This window comes from Stutzerimonas sp. VN223-3 (assembly GCF_045999685.1).
Classification (GTDB): domain Bacteria; phylum Pseudomonadota; class Gammaproteobacteria; order Pseudomonadales; family Pseudomonadaceae; genus Stutzerimonas; species Stutzerimonas stutzeri_AR.
On sequence record NZ_RBEC01000001.1, the window covers coordinates 1,100,943 to 1,121,721 of the forward strand.

Genomic DNA, 20,779 nt, shown 5'->3' on the forward strand with positions numbered 1-20,779 from the left:
AGAGACCTCATGACAAAAATAATCATCAATGAGGTGGGCATGCGGGACGGCTTGCAGAGCCTCCAATGCATCATGCCCACCGCCGACAAGTGCAAGTGGATCGATGCGGCCTATGCTGCGGGCGTCCGACATATGGAAGTTGCGTCGTTCGTTCCGGCCAAGCTGCTGCCGCAGATGGCCGACGCCAATGAAGTCGTCGCTCATGCACTGGGTTATCCAGACCTTCATATAACCGTCCTCGCGCCGAACCTGCGCGGCGTCGAAAACGCCCTTGCCAGTGGTGCGCATCGTATCGTCGCGCCGGTTTCGGTCAGCGCCGCGCACAGCCTTGCCAATGTCCGTCGTAGCCCACAGGAAATGGTCGAAGAACTTGGCCGCATGTGCGATCTACGCACCAGCTCCGGACGTGACGATGTGGTGATGGTGGCGGGCATGTCCACTGCGTTTGGCTGCACCCAGCAAGGTCAGGTGCCGCTTGCCGATCTTTGCGACCTGACCCATCTGGTCCTTGAAATCGGCTGCGATCAGGTTTCACTGGGCGATACCACCGGCTACGCCACTCCGGGCCAGGTTGGCGAGGCCATTGATGCGGTCCGCGCCATCGCTGGTGACAAGCTTCAGGCCGCGCATTTCCATGACACCCGTGGCTTGGCGCTGGCCAACAGCCTGGTGGCGGTTCAGCACGGTATCCGAGAGCTGGATTCATCGCTTGCCGGGCTTGGTGGTTGCCCGTTTGCACCGGGTGCCTCAGGCAACACCGTTACAGAAGACATGGTGTTCATGCTGCAGAGCATGGGCTACGAGACCGGCATCGACCTGCAACGACTGATCGAGTCGCGCACGGTGCTCGAAACCGCGCTACCAGGGGAAACCCTGTACGGGTACATCGCCCGCGCCGGTCTGCCGAAGAATTTCATCGCGCCGCCTGCCGCTGCCTGATCGCGCCTTTCATTGCTGGAGTAGAAAAATGTCGAGTCTTCCACTTGACGGGATTCGTGTTGTCGAAATTTCCCACATGGTCATGGGTCCCACCTGCGGAATGATCCTGGGTGACCTGGGCGCCGAAGTGATCAAGATCGAGCCCATCAAGGGCGACGGTACCCGTCGCTTGCTGGGCGCCGGGGCGGGATTCTTCCGCACCTTCAACCGCAACAAGCAAAGCATCGCGGTCGACGTCGATACGCCGGAAGGCAAGGAAGCCGTACTGAAGCTCCTCGACAGCGCCGATGTGTTCATCGAGAACTTCAAGCCCGGACGGATGGAGTCGCTTGGCTTCGGCTACGAGGCGGTCAAGGGCCGCAATCCGAAGATTGTTTACACCAGCCTCAAGGGTTTTCTCGCCGGGCCCTACGACAAGCGCCTGGCCCTCGACGAAGTGGTGCAGATGATGGCCGGGCTGGCCTACATGACCGGTCCGGTCGGCCGGCCATTGCGCGCCGGAAGCTCGGTCAACGACATCATGGGCGGCATGTTCGGCGCCATCGGCGTCCTCGCTGCGCTCAACGAGCGCAACCGTACCGGGCTCGGCCGCGAAGTGCAGAGTGCGCTCTACGAAAACTGTGTACTGCTCGCGGCGCAGCACATGCAGCAATACGTGGTCACCGGCGAAGCGGCGGCGCCCATGCCCAACCGTATCAGTGCCTGGTCGATCTACGACGTGTTCACCTTCGCTGGTGGTGAGCAGATGTTCGTTGCAGCCACCGGTGACGGCCAGTGGCGGGCACTGTGCAAGCTGATCGGTCAGCAGGCGCTGCTTGATGACCAGAGTCTCGCCACCAACAACGACCGCGTTCTGCAGCGGCCGCGGCTGTTGGCTCATCTAGGCGAAGTGTTCGCCACTATCGATGCTCAGGCGTTAGCACCGCAGCTGGAAGCCAATGGCATTCCTTTCGCTCCGATACGCAAGCCGGAAGAGCTGTTCGATGACGCGCATCTGATCGAAAGCGGCGGACTTGCCAAGCTTCAACTCGAGGATGGCTCCTACACCGACATGCCGCTGTTGCCCGTCTCCCTCGACGGCCATCGGCTGGGGCCGCGCCGCTCTATCCCCCGCATTGGCGAAAACACTTGTGAAGTCATGCGCGGGCTGGGTTACAGCGACGTGCAGATCGACGAATTGCAGCAGGCCGGCGTGTTCCGCGGCGAATGACTACCGCCGAGAAGGCAAGGAGACAGAAATGGCGATTTACGAATTCGAAGGCCAGCGGCCGGAAATCCACGACAGCGTTTACGTCGCCGACGATGCCACGGTGATCGGCAAGGTCGCGCTGGGTGAGGGCGCCAGCGTCTGGTCGCAGGCAGTGCTGCGCGGCGACAACGAGCTGATCGAGATCGGCAGCGGCAGCAATGTTCAGGAAGGCGCGGTACTGCATACCGATCCGGGCTTCCCGATGCGCATCGGCACCGACGTCACCATCGGCCATCAGGCCATGCTGCACGGCTGCACGGTGGGCGAGGGCAGCCTGATCGGCATCCAGGCGGTAGTGCTGAACGGCGCGAAGATCGGCCGTAACTGCGTGGTCGGCGCCGGTGCGATCGTTACGGAAAACAAAGAGTTTCCGGACAACTCGCTGATCATCGGCGCGCCAGCGAAAGTGGTACGCGAGCTCACCGAGGAGGCTGCCGCCAAGTTCCGCCTCAACGCGCAGGACTATGTGGCACGCGCGCAGCGGCACAAGAAGGGCCTGGTGCGCATCGGCTGAAGACTTGATGCCTGGCTCGGCCAGGCATGCAGAACTGCTTTCGGATCGAGAGCAGGCAACGCGTCCCCATGGGGACAAACCAATAATAAAAATGGGTTGCATAACAATGACAATAAAAGCGTCTCTACCACTCACCGGTACCCTGTTGATGTCATCAATGGTTGCCGTACCGTCCGCCTTCGCCGACTTTATCGGCGATGCGAAGGGCAGCCTGAGTACTCAGAACTTCTATTTCAGCCGCGATTTCCGCGACGGAGCGGGACAGAACAAACGTGAGGAGTGGGCGCAGGGCTTCATGCTCAAGCTCGAATCCGGCTACACCGAAGGCACCGTCGGCTTTGGGGTCGATGCCCTGGGCATGCTCGGCGTTAAGCTCGACTCCAGCCAGGATCGCACTGGCAGCGGGCTATTGGAGCGCGGTTCCGATGGACGCGCTGAAGATGAATATTCAAAGCTGTCTGCGACTGTAAAAGCCAGGATAGGCGAGACCGAGCTGTTTCTGGGTGGCGTCAGTCCAACCCTGCCTTTGCTGTTATCGAATAACAGCCGTCTGTTCCCGCAAATTTTCACTGGTGCTCAGCTTTTCTCGAACGATCTCGACAAATTCACCTTTCATCTCGGGCAGGTTCGGAAAGTAAAACAGCGCGATTCGGACGAATCTGTCGACCTGACAACGATGGGCCAGTTTGGCGCTTACGATGATTCAGTCACCAGCGACAGCTACACCTATGGCGGTGTCGACTTTGCAGTGACTCCGCAAACGAAGTTGAGTTTGCATGCCAGCGAGCTCAAAGATTTCTACGTGCGGCAGTATCTGGGATTCAAACATACCCATCCATTGAGCGAAAACAGCTCGCTCTTTGCTGAAGTTCGCTACTTCAACGCTTCTGAAACAGGCGCAGAGCGCGTAGGTGAGGTAGACAACCGTGCGTTAAGTACTTTATTTGGTTATCAGTTGGGTGGTCATCGCATTAGCGGCGGCTATCAGAAACTTTGGGGTGACAGCCCGTTTCCTCTACTTAACGGAGCTGATACCTATCTGTTTGCACAGCAGAACACCAGTCTTTTCGCCCAAGCGAATGAGCGAGCGTTGCATGCACGATATGACTACAACTTCGCAGCCATCGGCGTTCCCGGCCTGACTTTCACCCTGCGCTACGTCAAAGGCGACAATGTCAATCCAGAAAATATCGCCACGCCACAAGCCGCTGCACTGCGTGCGGCCGGTGAAGAAGGGCGCGAATGGGAGCGCACCACCGACATCACCTACGTGGTGCAAAGCGGACCGATGAAGGACGTCAGCCTGCGTTGGAGAAATGCCTCCAATCGCACCAACTACACCCGCAGTAACGACGAGAACCGCGTAATCATCGGGTATGCCTTCAAGTTCTGAAGATGAGAAGGGCAGCGTTTATGCCAATTGCGTACTGATTTGGAACTCGATATGAAAATCATAAAAGAATGTTTGCTGGCGATTGTTGTGGGTTCTCTTATTGCAGCGCCGTTATTCGCAGCGGAGCAAGATAAGGCGAGCGGCACTCGGGTATATACCGTAGGTACTGGCACGCCCGTACCGGAATCGGAACGTGCCGGCGCCTCCGTCGCGGTGGTTTATGGAGATCGATCGTTTCTGTTCGATGTCGGGTCGTCGGTTTCCAACCGTCTGATCAAGCTTGCCGAAGATGGCGAGAAGGCCCTGGCACCGCGAAACATTCAGCATTTGTTCATCACACATATGCACAGTGATCACACCCTGGGCTTCGCCTCAGTAGCGCTCAATCTGTGGTGGTTGCGTGAGAAGCAACTTCAGGTACACGGCCCGGTCGGCACTCGTTCGCTCGTCGAGCACATCATTAAAGCCTACGGACAGGACACCGAGATTCGCCAGAGCACGGTTGTAGGCGGAGCCGGAAGAGTCACGGATCCGACCCCTACGGTGAGCGAGATCACCGAACCCGGTGTGGTTTACGACGATGGCGAGGTGAAGGTGGAAGCCTTCCTGGTTGACCATGGCGACATCGAGCCGGCTTATGGCTACAAGATCACCACACCGGACAAGGTGACGGTCATTTCCGGCGACACCACGTATGACGAACGAGTCGCCGCCCAGGCTAAGGGCGCCGACTACTTGATCCACGAGGTGTACAGCGAAGCGGGCCTGCAGGCCAGCACCGACCCGAAGCGACCGCAGCGGAGCGACTATCACCGTCACCAGCACGCCTCGGTCGAGCAGGTTGCGAAAATTGCCGAGCACGCCCAGCCGAAGTTGTTGGTCCTTTCCCACATTCTCAAATGGTCGGACTCCGTAGAGAACATGCAGGCGGAGATGGCGAAGCATTACGACGGCCGTTTCGTCTTTGCGCGCGACGCCATGAAGCTGGAGTAGCCCGAGCGGTCTTTCATCGTTCCAGGTTTGTGGAGCGGGGCAGGTCGGCCCGTCCCTGAAAAATTACAAGAAGAGGCAATCATGAAAAAAACAGCCATTGCGTTAGCCGTTCTGCTCTCAAGCGCGGCATTGCCCCAGGCCCAAGCAGCCGACTACACGATGCGCCTGAGCCATCAGCTGCCGGCGTCCCATCATGTCGCCAAGGCGCTCGAGCAGTTCGCCGAAGACGTGAAGACCAACACCAACGATCAGGTCGAGGTGCAGATATTCGGCGGTGAACAACTGTTCAAGGCCACCCAGAACCACGCGGCCGTCGCCCGCGGCCAGGTCGAAGCGGCATCCGTGGTGAGTCTACTCTGGGGCGGAACCGTGCCGGAAGTTCAGGTGTTCAGCATTCCCTATCTGATGACGTCCAAGGAAAAGCTGGCCAACTTCTACGGTTCGGATGCAGAAAAGCTGCTCGACGAAAAGCTGCAGAAGAAGGGCGTTACCAATATCGCCTGGTTGGTCGACGCAAATAACGCCACCTTCACTTCCCAGCAAAAGCCGTTGATCGAGCCTAAGGATTTCGAAGGCGTGAAAATCCGCGGTCTCAGCCGCTTGAGCGATGTGGGTTTTATAGCTCTTGGTGCTGCGCCATCGACCATGCCCGGTTCCGAGGTCTATCAGGGGCTGCAAACGGGTGTGATTGATGCGGGTGTGTCCAGCGCCAGCGCGGTTCACGCGCGCCGTTACTACGAGGTACAGAAGTATGCCGTGGCGACTCCGTTGCTGACGGTGTACCAGAACCTCATCGTCAACCCGAAATGGTGGGCGGCTCTGCCCGCTGATGCCAAGGCTGGTGTGATGAAGGCCGCTGAAGCGGCTGAGCAAACGCTTCTTCCCAAATCGGATGAGGTCGATCCGGACGGTGTGGCGAAGCTTAAAGAGGACGGCATGCAGGTAACGGTGCATACGCCCGAGCAGGTCCAGGCGTTGGAAAAGCTCATGCAGCCGCCAGTGATCGAAGAATTCAAAAAGACCACCAAGGACGGGCAAAAGCTTATCGAAATGATCAAGCAACTCTGACCGGTTGTGCGGGGGGCGGGCGGAGCGTGGTTGGCTCGCGACGCTCGGCTCCCGCCTCTGTTGCATGCGTGCCGAGGTAAAGCAATGAACACTAAGCAAGCCTATCTGAGCAGCCAGATGAACGAGATCAAACTCCCGGCGTTCTGCCGAATTTTCAGCGCAGCGGTGGCTGGGCTGTTCACCGTTGCCATGGCGCTCTCCGCCGTCTGCGTGCTGGTCGCGCTGGCGCTGATCGGCTACTCGGTCGTAGTGCGTTACTTCGTTGGCGCGCCTTCTCTATGGATCGATGAGGTAGTGGGCTTTCTGGTCGTCGGCATCGTCATGTTCGGCGCCGCCTGCGCGCTGCGAGAAGGTCGGCACATCGGCGTGGATCTGGTGACCGAGCTGATGAGCCCTCGCTGGCAGCGCTGGGCGCAGATCTGGTCGATGTCCGTGGTGCTGGTGCTGTCGATTTTCCTGATCGTCAACGGCTGGCAGACGGCGATGTTCTCCAAATCCATCGGCATGGTGACGCAGGGCTACCTGGAGCTGCCGATGTACCAACTGCAGCTATTGATTCCGCTGGGAGGCTTCCTGCTGGCTTTGGCAGCCATCGATAGCCTGTTGCGCCTGGCCTGTGGTGCCTCGGCCTTCGTAGTCAATGAAGAGGAGAAGCACTGATGCTCGCCATTTCCCTTTTGCTGGTGGGGTTGATCCTGCTGCTTCTCACTGGATTGCCGATCTTCGCCGGGTTGTCGCTGTTCGGTGGTTTGCTGTTGATGGGCGAGCCGGGCGGGCTGGACATCGTTTCCGATATCGTCTTCGCCAAGACCGGCATGTATGTGCTTGTAGCCATCCCGCTGTTTGCCTACATGGCCCACGTAATGATCCGCGGGCGCATCGTCGACGATCTCTACAGCACCGCTTACACCCTGACGCGGCACCTGCCGGGCGGCGTCGGCATCGCCACCATCGTGGCCTGCATGATCTTCTCGGCGATCTCCGGCTCCAGCGTAGCGACGGCTCTGACCATCGGCGCGGTGGCAATTCCGCAGATGATCCGTTACGGCTATGACCCAAAGATCGCCTACGGGCTGGTTGCTGCCGGCGGCACCCTGGGGATTCTGATTCCTCCGTCCGGCCCGATGATTCTTTATGGAGTAGCGACCGATACTTCCATCAGCGGTCTGTTCATGGCTGGTGTTGTACCTGGCTTTCTGCTGGCGGGCATCTTCTGCGTCTATTGCATGTTCCGGCAGCGCGGCACGCAGCGTGAGCCACGCGCGACTACCCGGGAAATGCTGGTTGCTGTTCGTAAATCGGGATGGGCGATCACGTTGCCGACACTGGTACTGGGCGGCATGTATGCGGGCGTGTTCACGGCTACCGAAGCTGCCGCAGTCGGCGCCTTGCTTGCGTTGGCGATTGCAGCTTTCATCTATCGTAGCGTCGGACTGCGAGATATCTGGGAATGCGCCAAGGATGCCGCGCGCACCTCGGCGATGCTGTTCATGATCCTAGCTTCGGCAGCGGTGTTCAGCTACGCGCTGACGAAACTGATGGTGCCGCAGCAAATCGTCGAGATGGTCACCGAAATGGACATGGGCGCCCTCGGCTTCATCATCGCGATGATGGTGATGATTTTTGTGCTCGGCATGTTCCTCGAGTCGATTGCAATCATCCTGATCACCTCGCCGGTAATCATGCCGGTGATGGCGCACCTTGGCATCGATCCGATCTGGTACGGCGTGCTGCTGGTGATCAATCTTGAAGTCGCGATGATCACGCCGCCGGTGGGCATGAACCTGTTCACCATCAAAGCGGTTACCCAGTCGCCGATGGGGCCGATCATCCGTGGCTCGTTTCCCTTCGTATTGCTGATGTTGCTCGGTCTGGCGCTGGTTGTCGCTTTCCCGCAGCTGGCGACGCTATTACCGCAGAGCATGATGAATCCGACGTAGCGCAATTTCCTTGCTGGGGTCAGTCAACGGCGCTTCGGCACCGATTGACTGGCGATGGAGGCGCCAACATGGAAGCGAAAGCGTCGGCCGCCTAAACATCCCCAACTACGAAAAGCAGCAGGACGGAAAGCAATTGAAGCGAGATGTTCTAGACCGCCGCATGGCCGTTACGCGCAGGGGCAACATCTGATGCGTATCGTGCCAAGTGCTTGGCTGACATCGCGTCCGCCGTTGGCGCAGTGGCTGGCGCTGATTATCGGTGCGGGGGCGCTGGGCGGCCTGTTCCGGTTGATCCACTTGCCGGCAGCGTTCTTCCTCGGGCCGATGTTCGTTGGAATTGCCTTCGGCGTAATGGGCAGTTCGGCGCAGGTACCGTTGCGGGTCTATCAGTTTTCCATTGGCCTGGTCGGTGCGCTGGTAGCGCATTCGATCACGCTCGGCGTGCTGGCGTCATTGCTCCAGGATTGGCCGCTGATGCTCAGCGCCACCGTGCTCACGGTGTTGTTGAGCCTGGTGGCGGGATTGGCCCTTATGTGGCTCGGACGGCTTCCAGCCAGCAGCGCGCTATGGGGGACGGCGCCGGGTGCCGCGCCGGTGATGATGTCGATGTCGGAAAACTACGGAGCCGACCCGCGGCTCGTTGCCACCATGCAGTACGTGCGGCTTATCTGCGTGATCGCGATCAGCGCACTGGTGAGCCATCAGCTTGCATCTGCGCCGACGGTTGTTCCATACGTTCCGTCGATCTCATCGACGATGCCGGCCTATCTGCTGAATGTCGGGCTCAGTCTTGCGTTAGTGCTGATCGGCGTTGTGATGGGGTTACGTCTGCCGGCTGGATTGATGTTGTGTCCGCTCCTGCTGGCTGTGCTCGCTCAGCTGAGTGGGGCCTTTCAGATCACATTGCCTGGCCCGCTGATGGCGGTGGCCTATGCTGCGATCGGCAGTTACGTCGGGCTGCGTTTCGACCGCGCCACGCTGATCTATGTGGTGCGCAAGTTGCCGGTCATGCTCGCGGCCGCGCTGATGCTGATCGGGTTCTGCGCAGCTTCGGCCTGGTTGTTCGCGGTTTTGCTGGAGCGTGATTACCTGTCGGTTTTTCTCGCGACTAGCCCGGGCGGGCTGGACTCGTTGTCTATTATCGCTATGGAGTCCGGTGGCGACGTCGGCCTGGTGGTGACATTGCAGACGCTGCGCCTGTTCGCAGTCGTGCTCTTCACGCCACCGCTGGTGAGACTTTGTCTGCGTCTTTTCAAGCGCAATGCCGGGTCTGGATGAGCAAGGAATGGAGCGATCTGCGTCGGAGAAGGCTTGACAGTCAGGCATCGCTAACGCAAATTCCTCTAAACGTAATTCGATTACGCAAAACAATCAAAATGCTTACTTCGAGCTGCGTGCAACGATGATGGAATTACATACTTATTACCGGTCCACCTCATCCTATCGGGTGCGTATCACGCTAGCGTTGAAGGGATTGGATTACCGCTCTGTGCCGGTCAATCTCATTCGTGACGGCGGGGAACACCGCCAGCCGGCTTATCTCGCGCTGAATCCGCAGGGCAGGGTGCCGACGCTCTGCACCGACGAGGGCGAGCGGGTGATTCAGTCGCCAGCGATCCTCGAATATCTGGAAGAACAATATCCCGAGCCGGCACTGCTGCCCCAAAACGTCATGGCTCGTGCGCGGCATCGCGCGGTGGCTGCGCTAATCGGTTGCGATATTCACCCGCTGCACAACGCGGCGGTGCTCAATCGTCTACGCGGATTGCAGATTGGTGAGGACGAAGTGCTGGCGTGGATCGAACACTGGGTGGGTGAGGGCCTCAAAGCGGTCGAAGCTTTGATCGGCGATGAAGGCTACTGCTTCGGCGAGGCCGGTCTGGCCGATGTATATCTGCTGCCGCAGCTCTACGCGGCGCGACGTTTCAATGTCGACCTGAGCGCGTTGCCCCGCATCCTTCGCGTCGAGCGCCTGGCGCTGGCGCATCCGGCGTTCCAGCAGGCTCATCCAGATGTTCAGCCGGACGCGCCGCGGGCATGAAAATTCTAGGCTTTCGATTGACCCTGGGCGATCACCTTGGTCGCAGCGTTCGGGGGATTTCCTGTGCGCCGCCGGGCTGACGTGTCCTCACGTCATCCCTATCCAATGCACAGCCAGTCAAGGAGCCAATCATGGCCGACCTGTTTGAAAACCCAATGGGCCTTATGGGCTTCGAGTTCATCGAATTTGCCTCGCCCACCCCAAACGTCATCGAGCCGGTGCTGGAAAGCATGGGCTTCTCCCATGTCGCCAACCATCGTTCGAAGGATGTAGCGCTGTATCGTCAGGGCGAGATCAACGCCATTGTTAACCGCGAGTCCAAAGGCGTCGCCGCCTATTTCGCCGCCGAGCATGGCCCGTCTGTGTGTGGCATGGCGTTCCGCGTGAAGGATGCGCAAAAGGCCTATTCACGCGCGCTGGAACTAGGTGCTCAGGCCATCGAACTGCCCACCGGGCCGATGGAGCTGCACCTGCCGGCGATCAAGGGCATCGGTGGTGCGCCGCTGTACCTCATCGACCGCTTCGGCGAAGGCAGCTCGATCTACGACATCGATTTCGTCTTCCTCGAAGGCGTCGATCGGCATCCGGTCGGTGCCGGGCTGAAGATCATCGATCACCTGACCCACAACGTATATCGCGGCCGCATGGCCTATTGGGCAGACTTCTACGAGAAGCTGTTCAACTTCCGCGAGATCCGCTATTTCGACATCAAGGGCGAATACACCGGGCTGACCTCCAAGGCCATGACCGCGCCGGACGGCATGATCCGTATCCCGTTAAACGAGGAGTCGTCGAAGGGGGCAGGGCAGATCGAGGAATTCCTCATGCAGTTCAACGGCGAGGGCATCCAGCATGTGGCCTTCCTCACCGATGACCTGATCCAGACCTGGGACAAACTGAAGGCCAGCGGCACGGTGTTCATGACCGCACCGCCGGAAACCTACTATGAAATGCTCGAAGGCCGATTGCCCAATCACGGTGAGCCAGTCGATGAGCTGAAGTCGCGTGGCATCCTGCTCGACGGCGCCTCGGAGAACGGCGAGCAGCGCCTGCTGCTGCAGATTTTCTCCGGCACGCTACTGGGCCCGGTGTTTTTCGAGTTCATTCAGCGCAAGGGCGACAGCGGCTTCGGCGAGGGCAACTTCAAAGCGCTGTTCGAATCCATCGAGCGCGACCAGATTCAGCGCGGTGTGCTCAGCACCGCTGACTGATCCACTGGCTGCCGCTGGCTTCGGCTGCCGTTATGGGTGACTAGTCAGCTCTTTATATGGTTACACCAGCGCGTGAGACCTCGCGCGCCGGTGCCTAGATTAAGTTGTATCGATTTTCGTCTGCCTCTCAGCCGAAACCACCACCGTGAACCCTGCAGAACGTGCGTGATGGCCAAAGGACATTTTTTTGGAACTGATTTCTTCGGCTGTTTTCGAAAAAACGTACCAAAGAAAAGGTCGATGAGTATCAAACGGATCGGCAGGGAAGACATAACAATCACGATGGGGCGAGGAATGCAGAAACTGTCATTAGGCGTTCGGGACAATAACTTCGATTTTTTACGCTTCGTCGCAGCAACGATGGTCCTGTTGGGGCACTGCTACTGGCTGACTGGGCGGCTTTCAGAAGAACCGTTTCGTCCGTTGACTGGCGGTACCGATGTGGCGGACATGGCGGTAGATGTCTTTTTCGTGATCAGTGGCTTCTTGATCACTGCTTCCTATTTGCACGGCAGCAGCAACGTCAGCTTTATCCTAAAACGAGCCCTACGCATCTTTCCGGGTTTGGCCTTTGCGGTGGTATTCGCATTGCTGGTGATCGGTCCGCTAACTACGCCGCTACCGCTAGGCGAATACTTTAGCAACGGTAAGACCGCGGCTTTTTTGACTAACCTATTTCTGATGACCCGGTACGAATTGCCGGGGGTATTTGCTAACAACCCATTCCCCGAAGTGGTCAACGGATCGTTCTGGACGCTGCCCCTGGAAGGCATGATGTACTGCAGCGTGCTGCTGCTGGGGGCGCTGAAGCTGCTCAAGCGGCATATGGTCGTGCTTGGGCTGGGCGTGTTGATGGTCGGGCATTTCTTCGTTCTGCCGGCACTAGGCGTCGAAAGCGTAACCATCCTCAAGCTGTTCCGTCTGGGACTTTTCTTCTACGGCGGCGCTGCGCTGTATCTCTACCAGAACCAGATTCGCTGGGACGGCCGCATTGCATTGTTGTTCCTGGCGGCGTCTGTGCTGGCACTGGGTAGCTCCGCCTGGTTCGTCGTCCACATGTTCACGCTGCCGTATCTGGTGATTTACATCGCTTACGCGCGGCTGCCAAAGATCGCGCGTTTCGGCAACCACGGCGATTTCTCCTACGGCATGTACATCTTTGGCTTCCCAGTGCAGCAGTTGCTCATTTACTGGGTTGGTGCCGATATAGACCTGGCCGTGCTCGCGCTTTCGAGCATGGTGATCACGCTGTGTTTTGCGGTTTTGTCGTGGCGGCTGGTCGAGGCGCCAGCCTTGCGCCTAAAGCGCTACACGAACATTAGATCTCTGCGCATTGGCGCTGGCGCTTCCGTCAACCGGGACTAGCTTGGTGCATCGCCAGGCGGCTCAGGCGTCTGGCGACTAGTTAGTTGGCCGAAACCAGCGGAAGCCAGAGCGCAAGCGCCATCAGTGTCAGCAGTAATACCGGTGGCGTGATGATCAAGCCCACCTTGACGTACGCGCCCCAGGTGATGCGGTGGCCTTTGCCTGCCAATACATGCAACCAGAGCAGGGTAGCCAGGCTGCCAATGGGCGTGAACTTCGGGCCCAGGTCATTACCGATGACGTTGGCGTAGATCATCAGCTCTTGAGTAAGCGGCGCCACCTGAACCTGATCGATAGCCAGCGCGCCGATCAGTGTGGCGGGCAGGTTGTTCATGATCGATGCCAGAATCGCGACCGCGAAGCCGGTACCCAAGGTTGCGATGAAATCGCCTTGCAGACTCAACCAGGCCAGTACGCCGGCGGACCAGTCCGTCAGCCATGCGTTGCCCAGCCCGTAGACAACCAGATACATCCCGACCGAGAAGAGCACGATTTGCCATGGCGCGTTGGTCAGCACGGCTCGCATGGACACGACGTGGCCCCTGCCGAACGATAGCCAGCGCCCGGCGATGGCCATCAATACCAGCGCAGCAGTACCCATGATGAACGCAATGGGGATACCCCAGCGTGCCGTCACGAACAACGACACCAGCAACAGGCCGAGCAACGGAAAGGCGGCTCGAAACACCTGATGGTCGCGAATGGCCGAGGCGGGATCTTCCAGTCGGTCGACCGGATAGCTGCGCGGAATCTCCCGGCGAAAGTAGAGCCCAACGACCAGCAGCGTCGCCAGCAGCGACACGAGGTTGACCGGCACCATCACCAGCGCATAGCGCGAGAACGAGATGCCGAAATAGTTGGCGGTCACGATATTGACCAGATTGGAGGTCACCAGCGGAAGACTCGTGGTATCGGCGACGAAGCCGGTGGCGATGATGAACGCCAGCGCTGCCGCCGGGCTGAAGTCGAGCCGAAGCAGAATGGCCAACACGATTGGCGTCAGCAACAGCGCCGCTCCATCGTTGGCGAACAGTGAGGCGATCATCGCGCCCAAAACGATGATCAGCGGGAATAACAGACGCCCACGTCCACCACCCCAGCGGGCAATGTGCAGCGCCGCCCAGGCGAAGAAGCCGGCTTCGTCGAGGATCAACGAGATGATGATCAGCGCGACGAAGGTAAAGGTGGCATCCCAGACAATGTCCCAGACGACCGCAACATCGGCCAAGCCGACCACGCCGGTGGCCAGCGCCACCACGGCTCCGGCCAACGCGCTCCAGCCGATGCCAAGGCCCCTGGGTTGCCAGATCACGAAAATCAGCGTGGCGATAAAGATGACGAACGCGAGCATCAGATAATCCATTCACGAATACAGTCCACGCGGTCGACATGGGTGCCGGTCAGCTGCGGGATTGGTAGTTTGGTACGTTGGTGAACAATAAGTCGAGGCGGGCGATGTGAGTTTCGAACCGGCCTCCAGCAGGATCAGCGCGCCTGGTCGGCAAGCCTTACCACTTCGCCATCTTCCTTAGTGAAGACGTGCACCGGTTTGGGCAGTAGCGTTAGCACTTGTTCTGATGGTCGGCACAGGCGAGTGCCCAGTTCGGTCACGACGATGGGCCGATTGATCAGGATCGGGTGGGCCATCATCGCGTCGATGATCTGTTCGTCACTCAGCGCCGGATCGTCCAGGCACAGCTCGTCGAAGGGCGTGCCCTCGCGGCGCAGCAGATCGCGTGGTGCGATGTTCATGGCGGCGATCAGTTCCTCCAGTTTTTCACGCGTAGGCGGGCACTTCAGATATTCGATCACCTGTGGTGCTTCGCCTGACGCAATCATCATCGCGAGGGTATTGCGAGAAGTGCCGCAGGCAGGGTTGTGGTAGATCAGTGAAATCATTCTTCCAAAGCTCCAATGATGTGGCTTCAGTGCGGATAGGTGAAAAAAGGGTACGAGCAGCGCCAATGACGATCAAGGCGCGTCTCCTAGACACGCAGCGACCCGATCAGCGCGGGAGCCTAACTCGTCGAGCCGCTTCAGGTCCTGGCAACGCCTCGGCGTAGCAGCGCCTTACATGCAATTGATTAGCACAGCTTATTACGTCCTTCTGTATTGGTTATCTAGTCGCCGTTGTGCTTCTTCCGCAGACTCTAAGAAGAACGGGTTCATTTGCTTGTCGCAGCCTACGGCGCCATGCCGGGGACAAACCGTTTGAGCCCATACATATCGCTGGCGAGCTCCGGCCTCTCAAAACGACCTATATCGACGTTCAGAGGCCTTGACGACAAAAGAGTCGAGTAGCTGGAGTACGTTACCGACGAGCAGTACCTATCCGGCGCGACCACGGCGAATGCTGCGCCCGATCATTATCGAGGAGAGCACTGATGAACCGTTTTATTGCAAAGATTGGTTGGGGCGTCTTTGCCTTGCATGCTGCCGTGGCCTCTGCCGAGACCTCGAAATCGCAACAGATCACCCGAGCTGGTGATCAAGCGTCAATTGCCGGGCCCGCCGATTATTTCTCTGGGCAGGCGCGAATCGATCCGGTTTGGCCAGCTGATGACCACATCAATGCGTCGGGTGGCCTGGTGACGTTCGAGCCCGGGGCGCGATCGGCATGGCACACCCATCCTGCTGGGCAACGACTAGTAGTGATCTCCGGTGTAGGCCGTACGCAGGAGTGGGGCAAATCCATTCAGGAAATTCGGCCGGGCGACGTCGTCTGGTGCCCTCCAGGCGTCAAGCACTGGCATGGCGCCTCGCCAACCACGGCCATGACGCACCTCGCGGTCACTGGCACGGTCGATGGCAAAAACGTCAATTGGATGGAGAAAGTCACCGATGAGCAATACGACGCCCGCTGAACAAGGCATGAAACGTCGCCAAGCCTGTGGCTTGGCGATCGCCTTGAGCATGAGCCTAGCGGCTGTCGTCAGCAATGTCGCCGCCAGTACCCAGGAGCCCGAAAGCATGAGCACTCAGACCTCTGCGTCTAACATCTCCGAGACACTCGATGCGCGTCAGCGCGCCATCGTACCAATCGCAGCGCATGCTGCCGCTGGCGACATGGACGATCTGAGGGAGGCTTTAAATCAGGGGCTGGACGCCGGCATGACTGTAAGCGACGCTCGGGAAGTGTTGGTGCAGCTGTACGCCTACGCGGGTTTTCCACGAAGCCTAAACGCGCTTGGGGAGCTGATGAAAGTCCTCGAAAAAAGGAAGCAGAGCGGGACTCAGGATGAGCCTGGAAGTGAGCCGAGCCGCGACATACCGGAGGGCAAAGCGCTGCTTGACGCCGGCACCGCCAACCAGACCAAGCTGTCGGGAGCGCCGGTCAAAGGGCCGCTGTTCGAATTCGCGCCCGCTATCGATGAATACCTGAAGACGCACTTGTTCGGTGACATCTTCGAGCGCGACAACCTCGATTGGCAAAGCCGCGAGCTCGCCACCGTCAGCATGCTCGCCGCGCTCCAAGGTGCCGAAGCACAATTGCAAGCGCATATGCGCATCGGTATGAACGTGGGCTTGACGCAGCAGCAATTGCGCCAACTTGCAGATGTACTTGCCGATCGCGTGGACGCCCAAAGCGCTCAGCGTGCTCGCGAGGCTCTGGAGCGCCAACTTGCCATCGCGAAGCCCGGCAACTGACATGTGCAAGGTCGTAACGTCTTATCGGTAATAAATTATCGAGGCGGTTTTCCGAGAAAATCGCAGGGCTCGTTTAACAAGTCATATCCCCGTTGTCACAGGCGTTGCGTTATACGCATGCCACTACAGGAGTTCCTCATGACAAGGCTTCAAGTCAATGGCCAAGCCAAAAATATCGATGTTCCAGACGACATGCCGCTGTTGTGGGCGCTGCGTGATGAGCTTGGCATGACTGGCACCAAGTTTGGCTGCGGTATGGCGCTATGTGGCGCCTGCACGGTACATGTCGACGGCTCGCCAATTCGCGCCTGCATCACCCCCGTTTCGGCAGTGGCTGGCCGCGCCATCACCACGATTGAAGGTGTCGAGACCGACCGCGTCGGTCAACTGGTGCAGCAAGCCTGGGTTGAGAACAACGTCGCCCAGTGCGGCTATTGCCAGGCTGGGCAAATCATGACGGCCGTAGGCCTGCTCAAAACCACCCCAGTCCCCACCGAGAAGCAGATCGACGATGCCATGAGCGGCAACATTTGCCGCTGTGGCACTTATCCGCGCATTCGCGCCGCTATCCAGCAAGCGGCGAGTCATCTTGTGCAGGGGGATGTGTGATGACCACTAGCCAACTTTCTCGGCGCGTATTCCTTCAAGGCAGCCTTGGCCTGTTGACGCTTGCCGTGACGGCCAAAGGACTGATCTCTACCGTCTGGGCTGCTGATCCCGCCGCTCAGAAATATGGCGCAGACTCCATGCCCGGCGGTACGGTGGACGATCCGCTGATCTTCGTCTCCATTGCAGCGGATGGCTCCGTCACTATCGTGGCGCATCGCGCCGAGATGGGCACGGGCGTGCGCACCAGCTTGCCGATGGTGGTCGCCGACGAAATGGAGGCGAGCTGGGATCGGGTGAAAGTCGTGCAGGCAGAAGCCAACGAGACCCGCTATGGCAACCAGAACGTTGACGGCTCGCGCAGCATGCGGCACTTCTTATTACCCATGCGCAAAGCGGGTGCGGCGGCCCGTCAGATGCTCGAGGCGGCGGCTGCTGCGCGTTGGTCCGTGCCTATCTCCGAGGTCAGAGCAGTTCAGCACGAAGTGGTGCATCAGCCCACGGGCCGTCGCCTGAGTTATGGCGAGCTGGCGGCCGAGGCGGCCAGCCAGCCCGTACCCAGCGGTGACCAACTCAAGCTCAAGGCGCGTGCTGACTTCCGCTATATCGGAAAGGGCGAGGTGCGGGCGGTCGATCTGGAAACCATCGGAAAAGGCCAGGCCACCTATGGCATGGACATGCACCTGCCCGGAATGGTCTACGCGGTAGTTGCGCGCCCGCCCGTGGTGGGTGGCAAGTTGCACCGTGTGGATAGCACCAAGGCGCTGGCGGTGCCTGGCGTGCTGAAGGTGGTGGAAGTCCCCGCCTTCGAGGGCGCGCCAGGCTTCCAGCCGCTGGGCGGCGTGGCCGTGGTTGCGCGTAATACCTGGTCGGCCATGCAGGGCCGCGCCGCGCTGGAGATCGAGTGGGACGACGGCCCCAACGGCACCTACGATTCCGCGGCCTACCGTCAGACGCTGGAGGCCGCTTCGCGGGTGTCAGGCAAGGTCGTGCGCAATCAGGGCGACGCGGCTCAGGCCTGGGGGAATGCCCCCGAAACCGAGCGCTTTGCTGCCGATTACTACGTACCGCATCTGGCCCATGCGTCCATGGAACCGCCGGTAGCCACCGTGCGGATCCAAAGCGGCAGCGCCGAGGTCTGGACATCGATCCAGAATCCGGTCGCCGCGCAAGATGCCGTAGCCGCACGCCTCAAGCTCCAGCCCGAGAATGTGCGGGTCCATGTGCTGCTGCTGGGTGGCGGCTTTGGCCGCAAGTCCAAGCCCGACTTTGTCGATGAGGCCACCATTGTTGCTCAGGCCATGCCCGACGGTACGCCGGTCAAGTTGGTGTGGACACGCGAGGACGACATTCACCACGACTATCTGCACACCGTCTCCAGCGAGCGACTGGAGGCCGTCATCGACACAAAGGGACAGGTGCAGTCTTGGCTGCACCGCAGCGCCGCACCCACGATTGCTTCGCTGTTCACCGAAGGGGCGAAGGGCCAGCAGATCTTTGAGTCTGCGATGTCGGCCATAAACATGCCTTATCGGATTGCAAACGTGCGGGTCGAAACCGCCGAAGTGCCTGCCCACGCACGCATCGGTTGGTTCCGCTCGGTGGCCAATATCCCACATGCCTTTGCCGCGCAGTGCTTCATCGCCGAGCTGGCGCACCGCGCCGGTAAAGATCACATGCAGTTTGCGCTCGATCTGATCGGGCCGGCACGCAAGATCGACCCTGGCACCTTGGGCGACACATGGAACTACTCCGAGTCGCCCGAGCGCTATCCCTACGACACCGGCCGCCTGCGCGGTGTGATCGAGGCCGCCGCGCACGGCGCGGGCTGGGGCCGAGAGCTGCCCGAGGGGCATGGCCTGGGCCTGGCCTTCTGCTACAGTTTCATGAGCTACACGGCCACCGTTGTCGAGGTAGCTGTAGACGAGAAGGGCGAGGTGCGCGTACTGGCCGTGGACATGGCGCTGGACTGCGGCCCGCAGATCAACCCCGAGCGCATTCGCGCGCAGATGGAAGGTGGCGCCATCATGGGGCTGAGCCTGGCGCTCACCAGCGAAATTACCTTTGAAAAAGGCCGCGTGAAGCAGAGCAACTTTCACGACTACGAAGTGCTGCGCCACAACGCCTCGCCGCGGATGATCCGCACCCACCTGGTCAATGACAACTACGATCTGCCGCCGGGCGGCGTGGGTGAACCGCCGGTGCCGCCGGTCGCACCGGCGCTGTGCAACGCGATCTTTGCCGCCAGCGGCAAGCGCGTGCGCAGCCTGCCGGTGCGCAAGGTGGTGTAAGTCTCTGTGTCGGAGCGCCAGTCAACCCATTGTGATCGTGTTAGGTCGCCGGTCGGGGTCTGCGCTTTGCTCAGTCCGGCGGTACGCACAAGCTCGATGCCTTTCTGGGCGGCACTCCGGTGTTGCAGCGCCTGATGCGCGAGCTGCATCAGGCGATTCGCTTCGCTTCCGAGCGGGATGTCAGGAAAATCAGGAAGGTTGCGAGCAGTAGCAGGGCTGTGCTCGCCAGGAAAGTGCTCTGGTAACCGCTCGCGTCGAAGAGCAAACCGCCCAGCGTTGAGCCCAGGGCTATCGATAGCTGGACGACAGCCACCATCAGCCCGCCGCCAGCCTCGGCGTTGCCCGGAAATGTCTTGGGCACCCAGCTCCACCATCCCACGGGCGCTGCGGTGGCGATGAATCCCCAAAGCCCGAGGAGCGAAACGACGACGGCCGTCCAGTCTCCAAAGGCGATCAACGCGACGGCGATCGCGGCCATCAGAACCGGTATTCCAATCAGTGTCTGGTAGAAGCCCCGCTTGAGCACCGTGCCGATGATTGTGGTGCCGATAAATCCCGTGATGCCGATCACCAGCAACGTGAGCGAGAGCGTGGAAATGTCCATCCGCGTCACCGTCTCCAGGAATGGTCGCAGGTAGGTGTACAGCGTGAATTGCCCCATGAAGAACACGCCGACACCGAGCACGCCCAGGGTCACCACCGGATTGCGGAAGAGGGTGAAGACATTCCCAGAGTTGTCGCTGCGATGACCGACCCGCATGGAGGGCAAGCTGATCCATTGCCAGGTCAGCGCGATCACCGCCACGGGAACTAGGCAGAAGAAGGCGCCTCGCCAACCGATGATCGAACCCAGGTAACTCCCCAATGGCGCAGCCACCACCATGGCCAGCGCGTTGCCGCTGTTGAAGATGGCCAGAGCGCGCGGAACATGGTGTGCTGGCACCATCCGCATGGCAGTGGCTGCCGACATGGACCAGAACCCGCCAATGACCACGCCAATCAGCGCGCGGCCTACCATGTAGACGAAGTAGTTCGGAGCCAGGCCGACGATCGCGCCAGATAGTCCCATCATTGCTGTTAGAGCCAGCAGAAGCGTCTTGCGGTTCATGCTTCCGGCGAGAGCGGAGATGAACAGGCTTGTCACCATCGCGAATGCGCCGGAGATCGCGATGCCTTGCCCTGTCATGCCCTCGGTGACATAGAGATCCGCCGCCATCGGTGTCAGCAGGCTGACGGGCATGAACTCCGAGGCGACCAGTGCGAACACGCACAGAGTCATCGCAAAGACGCCGCTCCAGTGGGCGGGGTGGTTCCCAGCCTCTAAAGCCGGGTCGGTATCGCCCATAGGGGCCTCATATACTGAGGTTGTCATGAATTCGGGGGTTTCCTGGTGCAGGTCGGAAAACGAACAGGCGGTCGAAGCGCTGATGGCAACGCTGTTAGTGATTGGATTGGATTGGATGCCGCCAGCCAGGCCCCGAGCTGCCAACCAACATCAGAGTCCCTTAAGGCAAGCGGCAA

The 20,779-nt window shown here is 59.8% G+C and carries 19 protein-coding genes; 16 read left to right on the plus strand and 3 right to left on the minus strand.

Annotated elements, in window-relative coordinates:
* The first annotated feature begins 9 nt into the window (after positions 1 to 9).
* The 12 genes from D7241_RS05095 (at position 10) to D7241_RS05150 (ending at position 12,713) form a co-directional block, all read left to right on the plus strand.
* Positions 10 to 939 carry a hydroxymethylglutaryl-CoA lyase gene (locus D7241_RS05095; protein WP_408100560.1) on the plus strand — a complete coding sequence of 310 codons (930 nt, stop codon included), beginning with the start codon at positions 10 to 12 and terminating at the stop codon, positions 937 to 939.
* Between the two features lie 28 nt (positions 940 to 967).
* Positions 968 to 2,149: a CaiB/BaiF CoA transferase family protein gene (locus D7241_RS05100; protein WP_408100561.1), complete on the plus strand. Its 1,182-nt coding sequence runs from the start codon at positions 968 to 970 to the stop codon at positions 2,147 to 2,149.
* Positions 2,150 to 2,177: 28 nt separating this feature from the next.
* The gene (locus D7241_RS05105) at positions 2,178 to 2,702 is read left to right on the plus strand and encodes a gamma carbonic anhydrase family protein (protein WP_408100562.1); all 525 of its coding nucleotides are present in this window, start codon (positions 2,178 to 2,180) and stop codon (positions 2,700 to 2,702) included.
* Positions 2,703 to 2,850: 148 nt separating this feature from the next.
* The gene (locus D7241_RS05110) at positions 2,851 to 4,095 is read left to right on the plus strand and encodes an OprD family porin (RefSeq protein WP_408100563.1); all 1,245 of its coding nucleotides are present in this window, start codon (positions 2,851 to 2,853) and stop codon (positions 4,093 to 4,095) included.
* 51 nt (positions 4,096 to 4,146) lie between these two features.
* The gene (locus tag D7241_RS05115) at positions 4,147 to 5,088 is read left to right on the plus strand and encodes an MBL fold metallo-hydrolase (RefSeq protein ID WP_408100564.1); all 942 of its coding nucleotides are present in this window, start codon (positions 4,147 to 4,149) and stop codon (positions 5,086 to 5,088) included.
* Between the two features lie 81 nt (positions 5,089 to 5,169).
* Complete coding sequence (gene dctP, locus D7241_RS05120; protein WP_408100565.1) at positions 5,170 to 6,156, plus strand: TRAP transporter substrate-binding protein DctP; 987 nt, start codon at positions 5,170 to 5,172, stop codon at positions 6,154 to 6,156.
* 84 nt (positions 6,157 to 6,240) lie between these two features.
* Positions 6,241 to 6,816: a TRAP transporter small permease gene (locus D7241_RS05125; RefSeq protein WP_408100566.1), complete on the plus strand. Its 576-nt coding sequence runs from the start codon at positions 6,241 to 6,243 to the stop codon at positions 6,814 to 6,816.
* The gene (locus D7241_RS05130) at positions 6,816 to 8,096 is read left to right on the plus strand and encodes a TRAP transporter large permease (protein WP_408100567.1); all 1,281 of its coding nucleotides are present in this window, start codon (positions 6,816 to 6,818) and stop codon (positions 8,094 to 8,096) included. The genes D7241_RS05125 and D7241_RS05130 overlap by 1 nt, the downstream gene beginning before the upstream one ends.
* 189 nt (positions 8,097 to 8,285) lie before the next feature.
* Entirely contained in the window at positions 8,286 to 9,374 is a 1,089-nt protein-coding gene (locus D7241_RS05135; protein ID WP_408100568.1) for an AbrB family transcriptional regulator, read from the plus strand.
* Positions 9,375 to 9,501: 127 nt separating this feature from the next.
* Positions 9,502 to 10,137: a maleylacetoacetate isomerase gene (maiA, locus tag D7241_RS05140; protein WP_408100569.1), complete on the plus strand. Its 636-nt coding sequence runs from the start codon at positions 9,502 to 9,504 to the stop codon at positions 10,135 to 10,137.
* Positions 10,138 to 10,268: 131 nt separating this feature from the next.
* Complete coding sequence (hppD, locus tag D7241_RS05145) at positions 10,269 to 11,348, plus strand: 4-hydroxyphenylpyruvate dioxygenase (RefSeq protein ID WP_255981696.1); 1,080 nt, start codon at positions 10,269 to 10,271, stop codon at positions 11,346 to 11,348.
* Between the two features lie 168 nt (positions 11,349 to 11,516).
* Positions 11,517 to 12,713, plus strand: a complete 1,197-nt coding sequence (locus D7241_RS05150; RefSeq protein WP_408100570.1) for an acyltransferase family protein — start codon at positions 11,517 to 11,519, stop codon at positions 12,711 to 12,713.
* A 40-nt stretch (positions 12,714 to 12,753) separates the two neighbouring features.
* On the opposite strand, the gene D7241_RS05155 is transcribed toward D7241_RS05150, so the two are convergent.
* Both D7241_RS05155 and arsC read right to left on the minus strand, forming a co-directional pair.
* A complete protein-coding gene (locus tag D7241_RS05155) occupies positions 12,754 to 14,067 on the minus strand; it encodes an arsenic transporter (protein ID WP_408101190.1) in 1,314 nt (437 codons plus the stop codon).
* Positions 14,068 to 14,198: 131 nt separating this feature from the next.
* A complete protein-coding gene (gene arsC / locus D7241_RS05160; RefSeq protein ID WP_408100571.1) occupies positions 14,199 to 14,612 on the minus strand; it encodes an arsenate reductase (glutaredoxin) in 414 nt (137 codons plus the stop codon).
* A 485-nt stretch (positions 14,613 to 15,097) separates the two neighbouring features.
* On the opposite strand from arsC, the gene D7241_RS05165 reads away from it, so the two are divergent.
* The 4 genes from D7241_RS05165 (at position 15,098) to D7241_RS05180 (ending at position 19,258) form a co-directional block, all read left to right on the plus strand.
* Positions 15,098 to 15,577, plus strand: coding sequence for a cupin domain-containing protein (locus tag D7241_RS05165; RefSeq protein WP_408100572.1), 480 nt, complete (start codon positions 15,098 to 15,100; stop codon positions 15,575 to 15,577).
* A 7-nt stretch (positions 15,578 to 15,584) separates the two neighbouring features.
* Positions 15,585 to 16,361 carry a carboxymuconolactone decarboxylase family protein gene (locus D7241_RS05170; RefSeq protein ID WP_408100573.1) on the plus strand — a complete coding sequence of 259 codons (777 nt, stop codon included), beginning with the start codon at positions 15,585 to 15,587 and terminating at the stop codon, positions 16,359 to 16,361.
* A gap of 138 nt (positions 16,362 to 16,499) precedes the next feature.
* A complete protein-coding gene (locus tag D7241_RS05175; RefSeq protein ID WP_408100574.1) occupies positions 16,500 to 16,970 on the plus strand; it encodes a (2Fe-2S)-binding protein in 471 nt (156 codons plus the stop codon).
* Positions 16,970 to 19,258: a molybdopterin cofactor-binding domain-containing protein gene (locus tag D7241_RS05180; RefSeq protein ID WP_408100575.1), complete on the plus strand. Its 2,289-nt coding sequence runs from the start codon at positions 16,970 to 16,972 to the stop codon at positions 19,256 to 19,258. Before D7241_RS05175 ends, D7241_RS05180 begins: the two co-directional genes overlap by 1 nt.
* A 148-nt stretch (positions 19,259 to 19,406) precedes the next feature.
* On the opposite strand, the gene D7241_RS05185 is transcribed toward D7241_RS05180, so the two are convergent.
* The gene (locus tag D7241_RS05185; protein WP_408100576.1) at positions 19,407 to 20,603 is read right to left on the minus strand and encodes an MFS transporter; all 1,197 of its coding nucleotides are present in this window, start codon (positions 20,601 to 20,603) and stop codon (positions 19,407 to 19,409) included.
* Positions 20,604 to 20,779 lie beyond the last annotated feature (176 nt).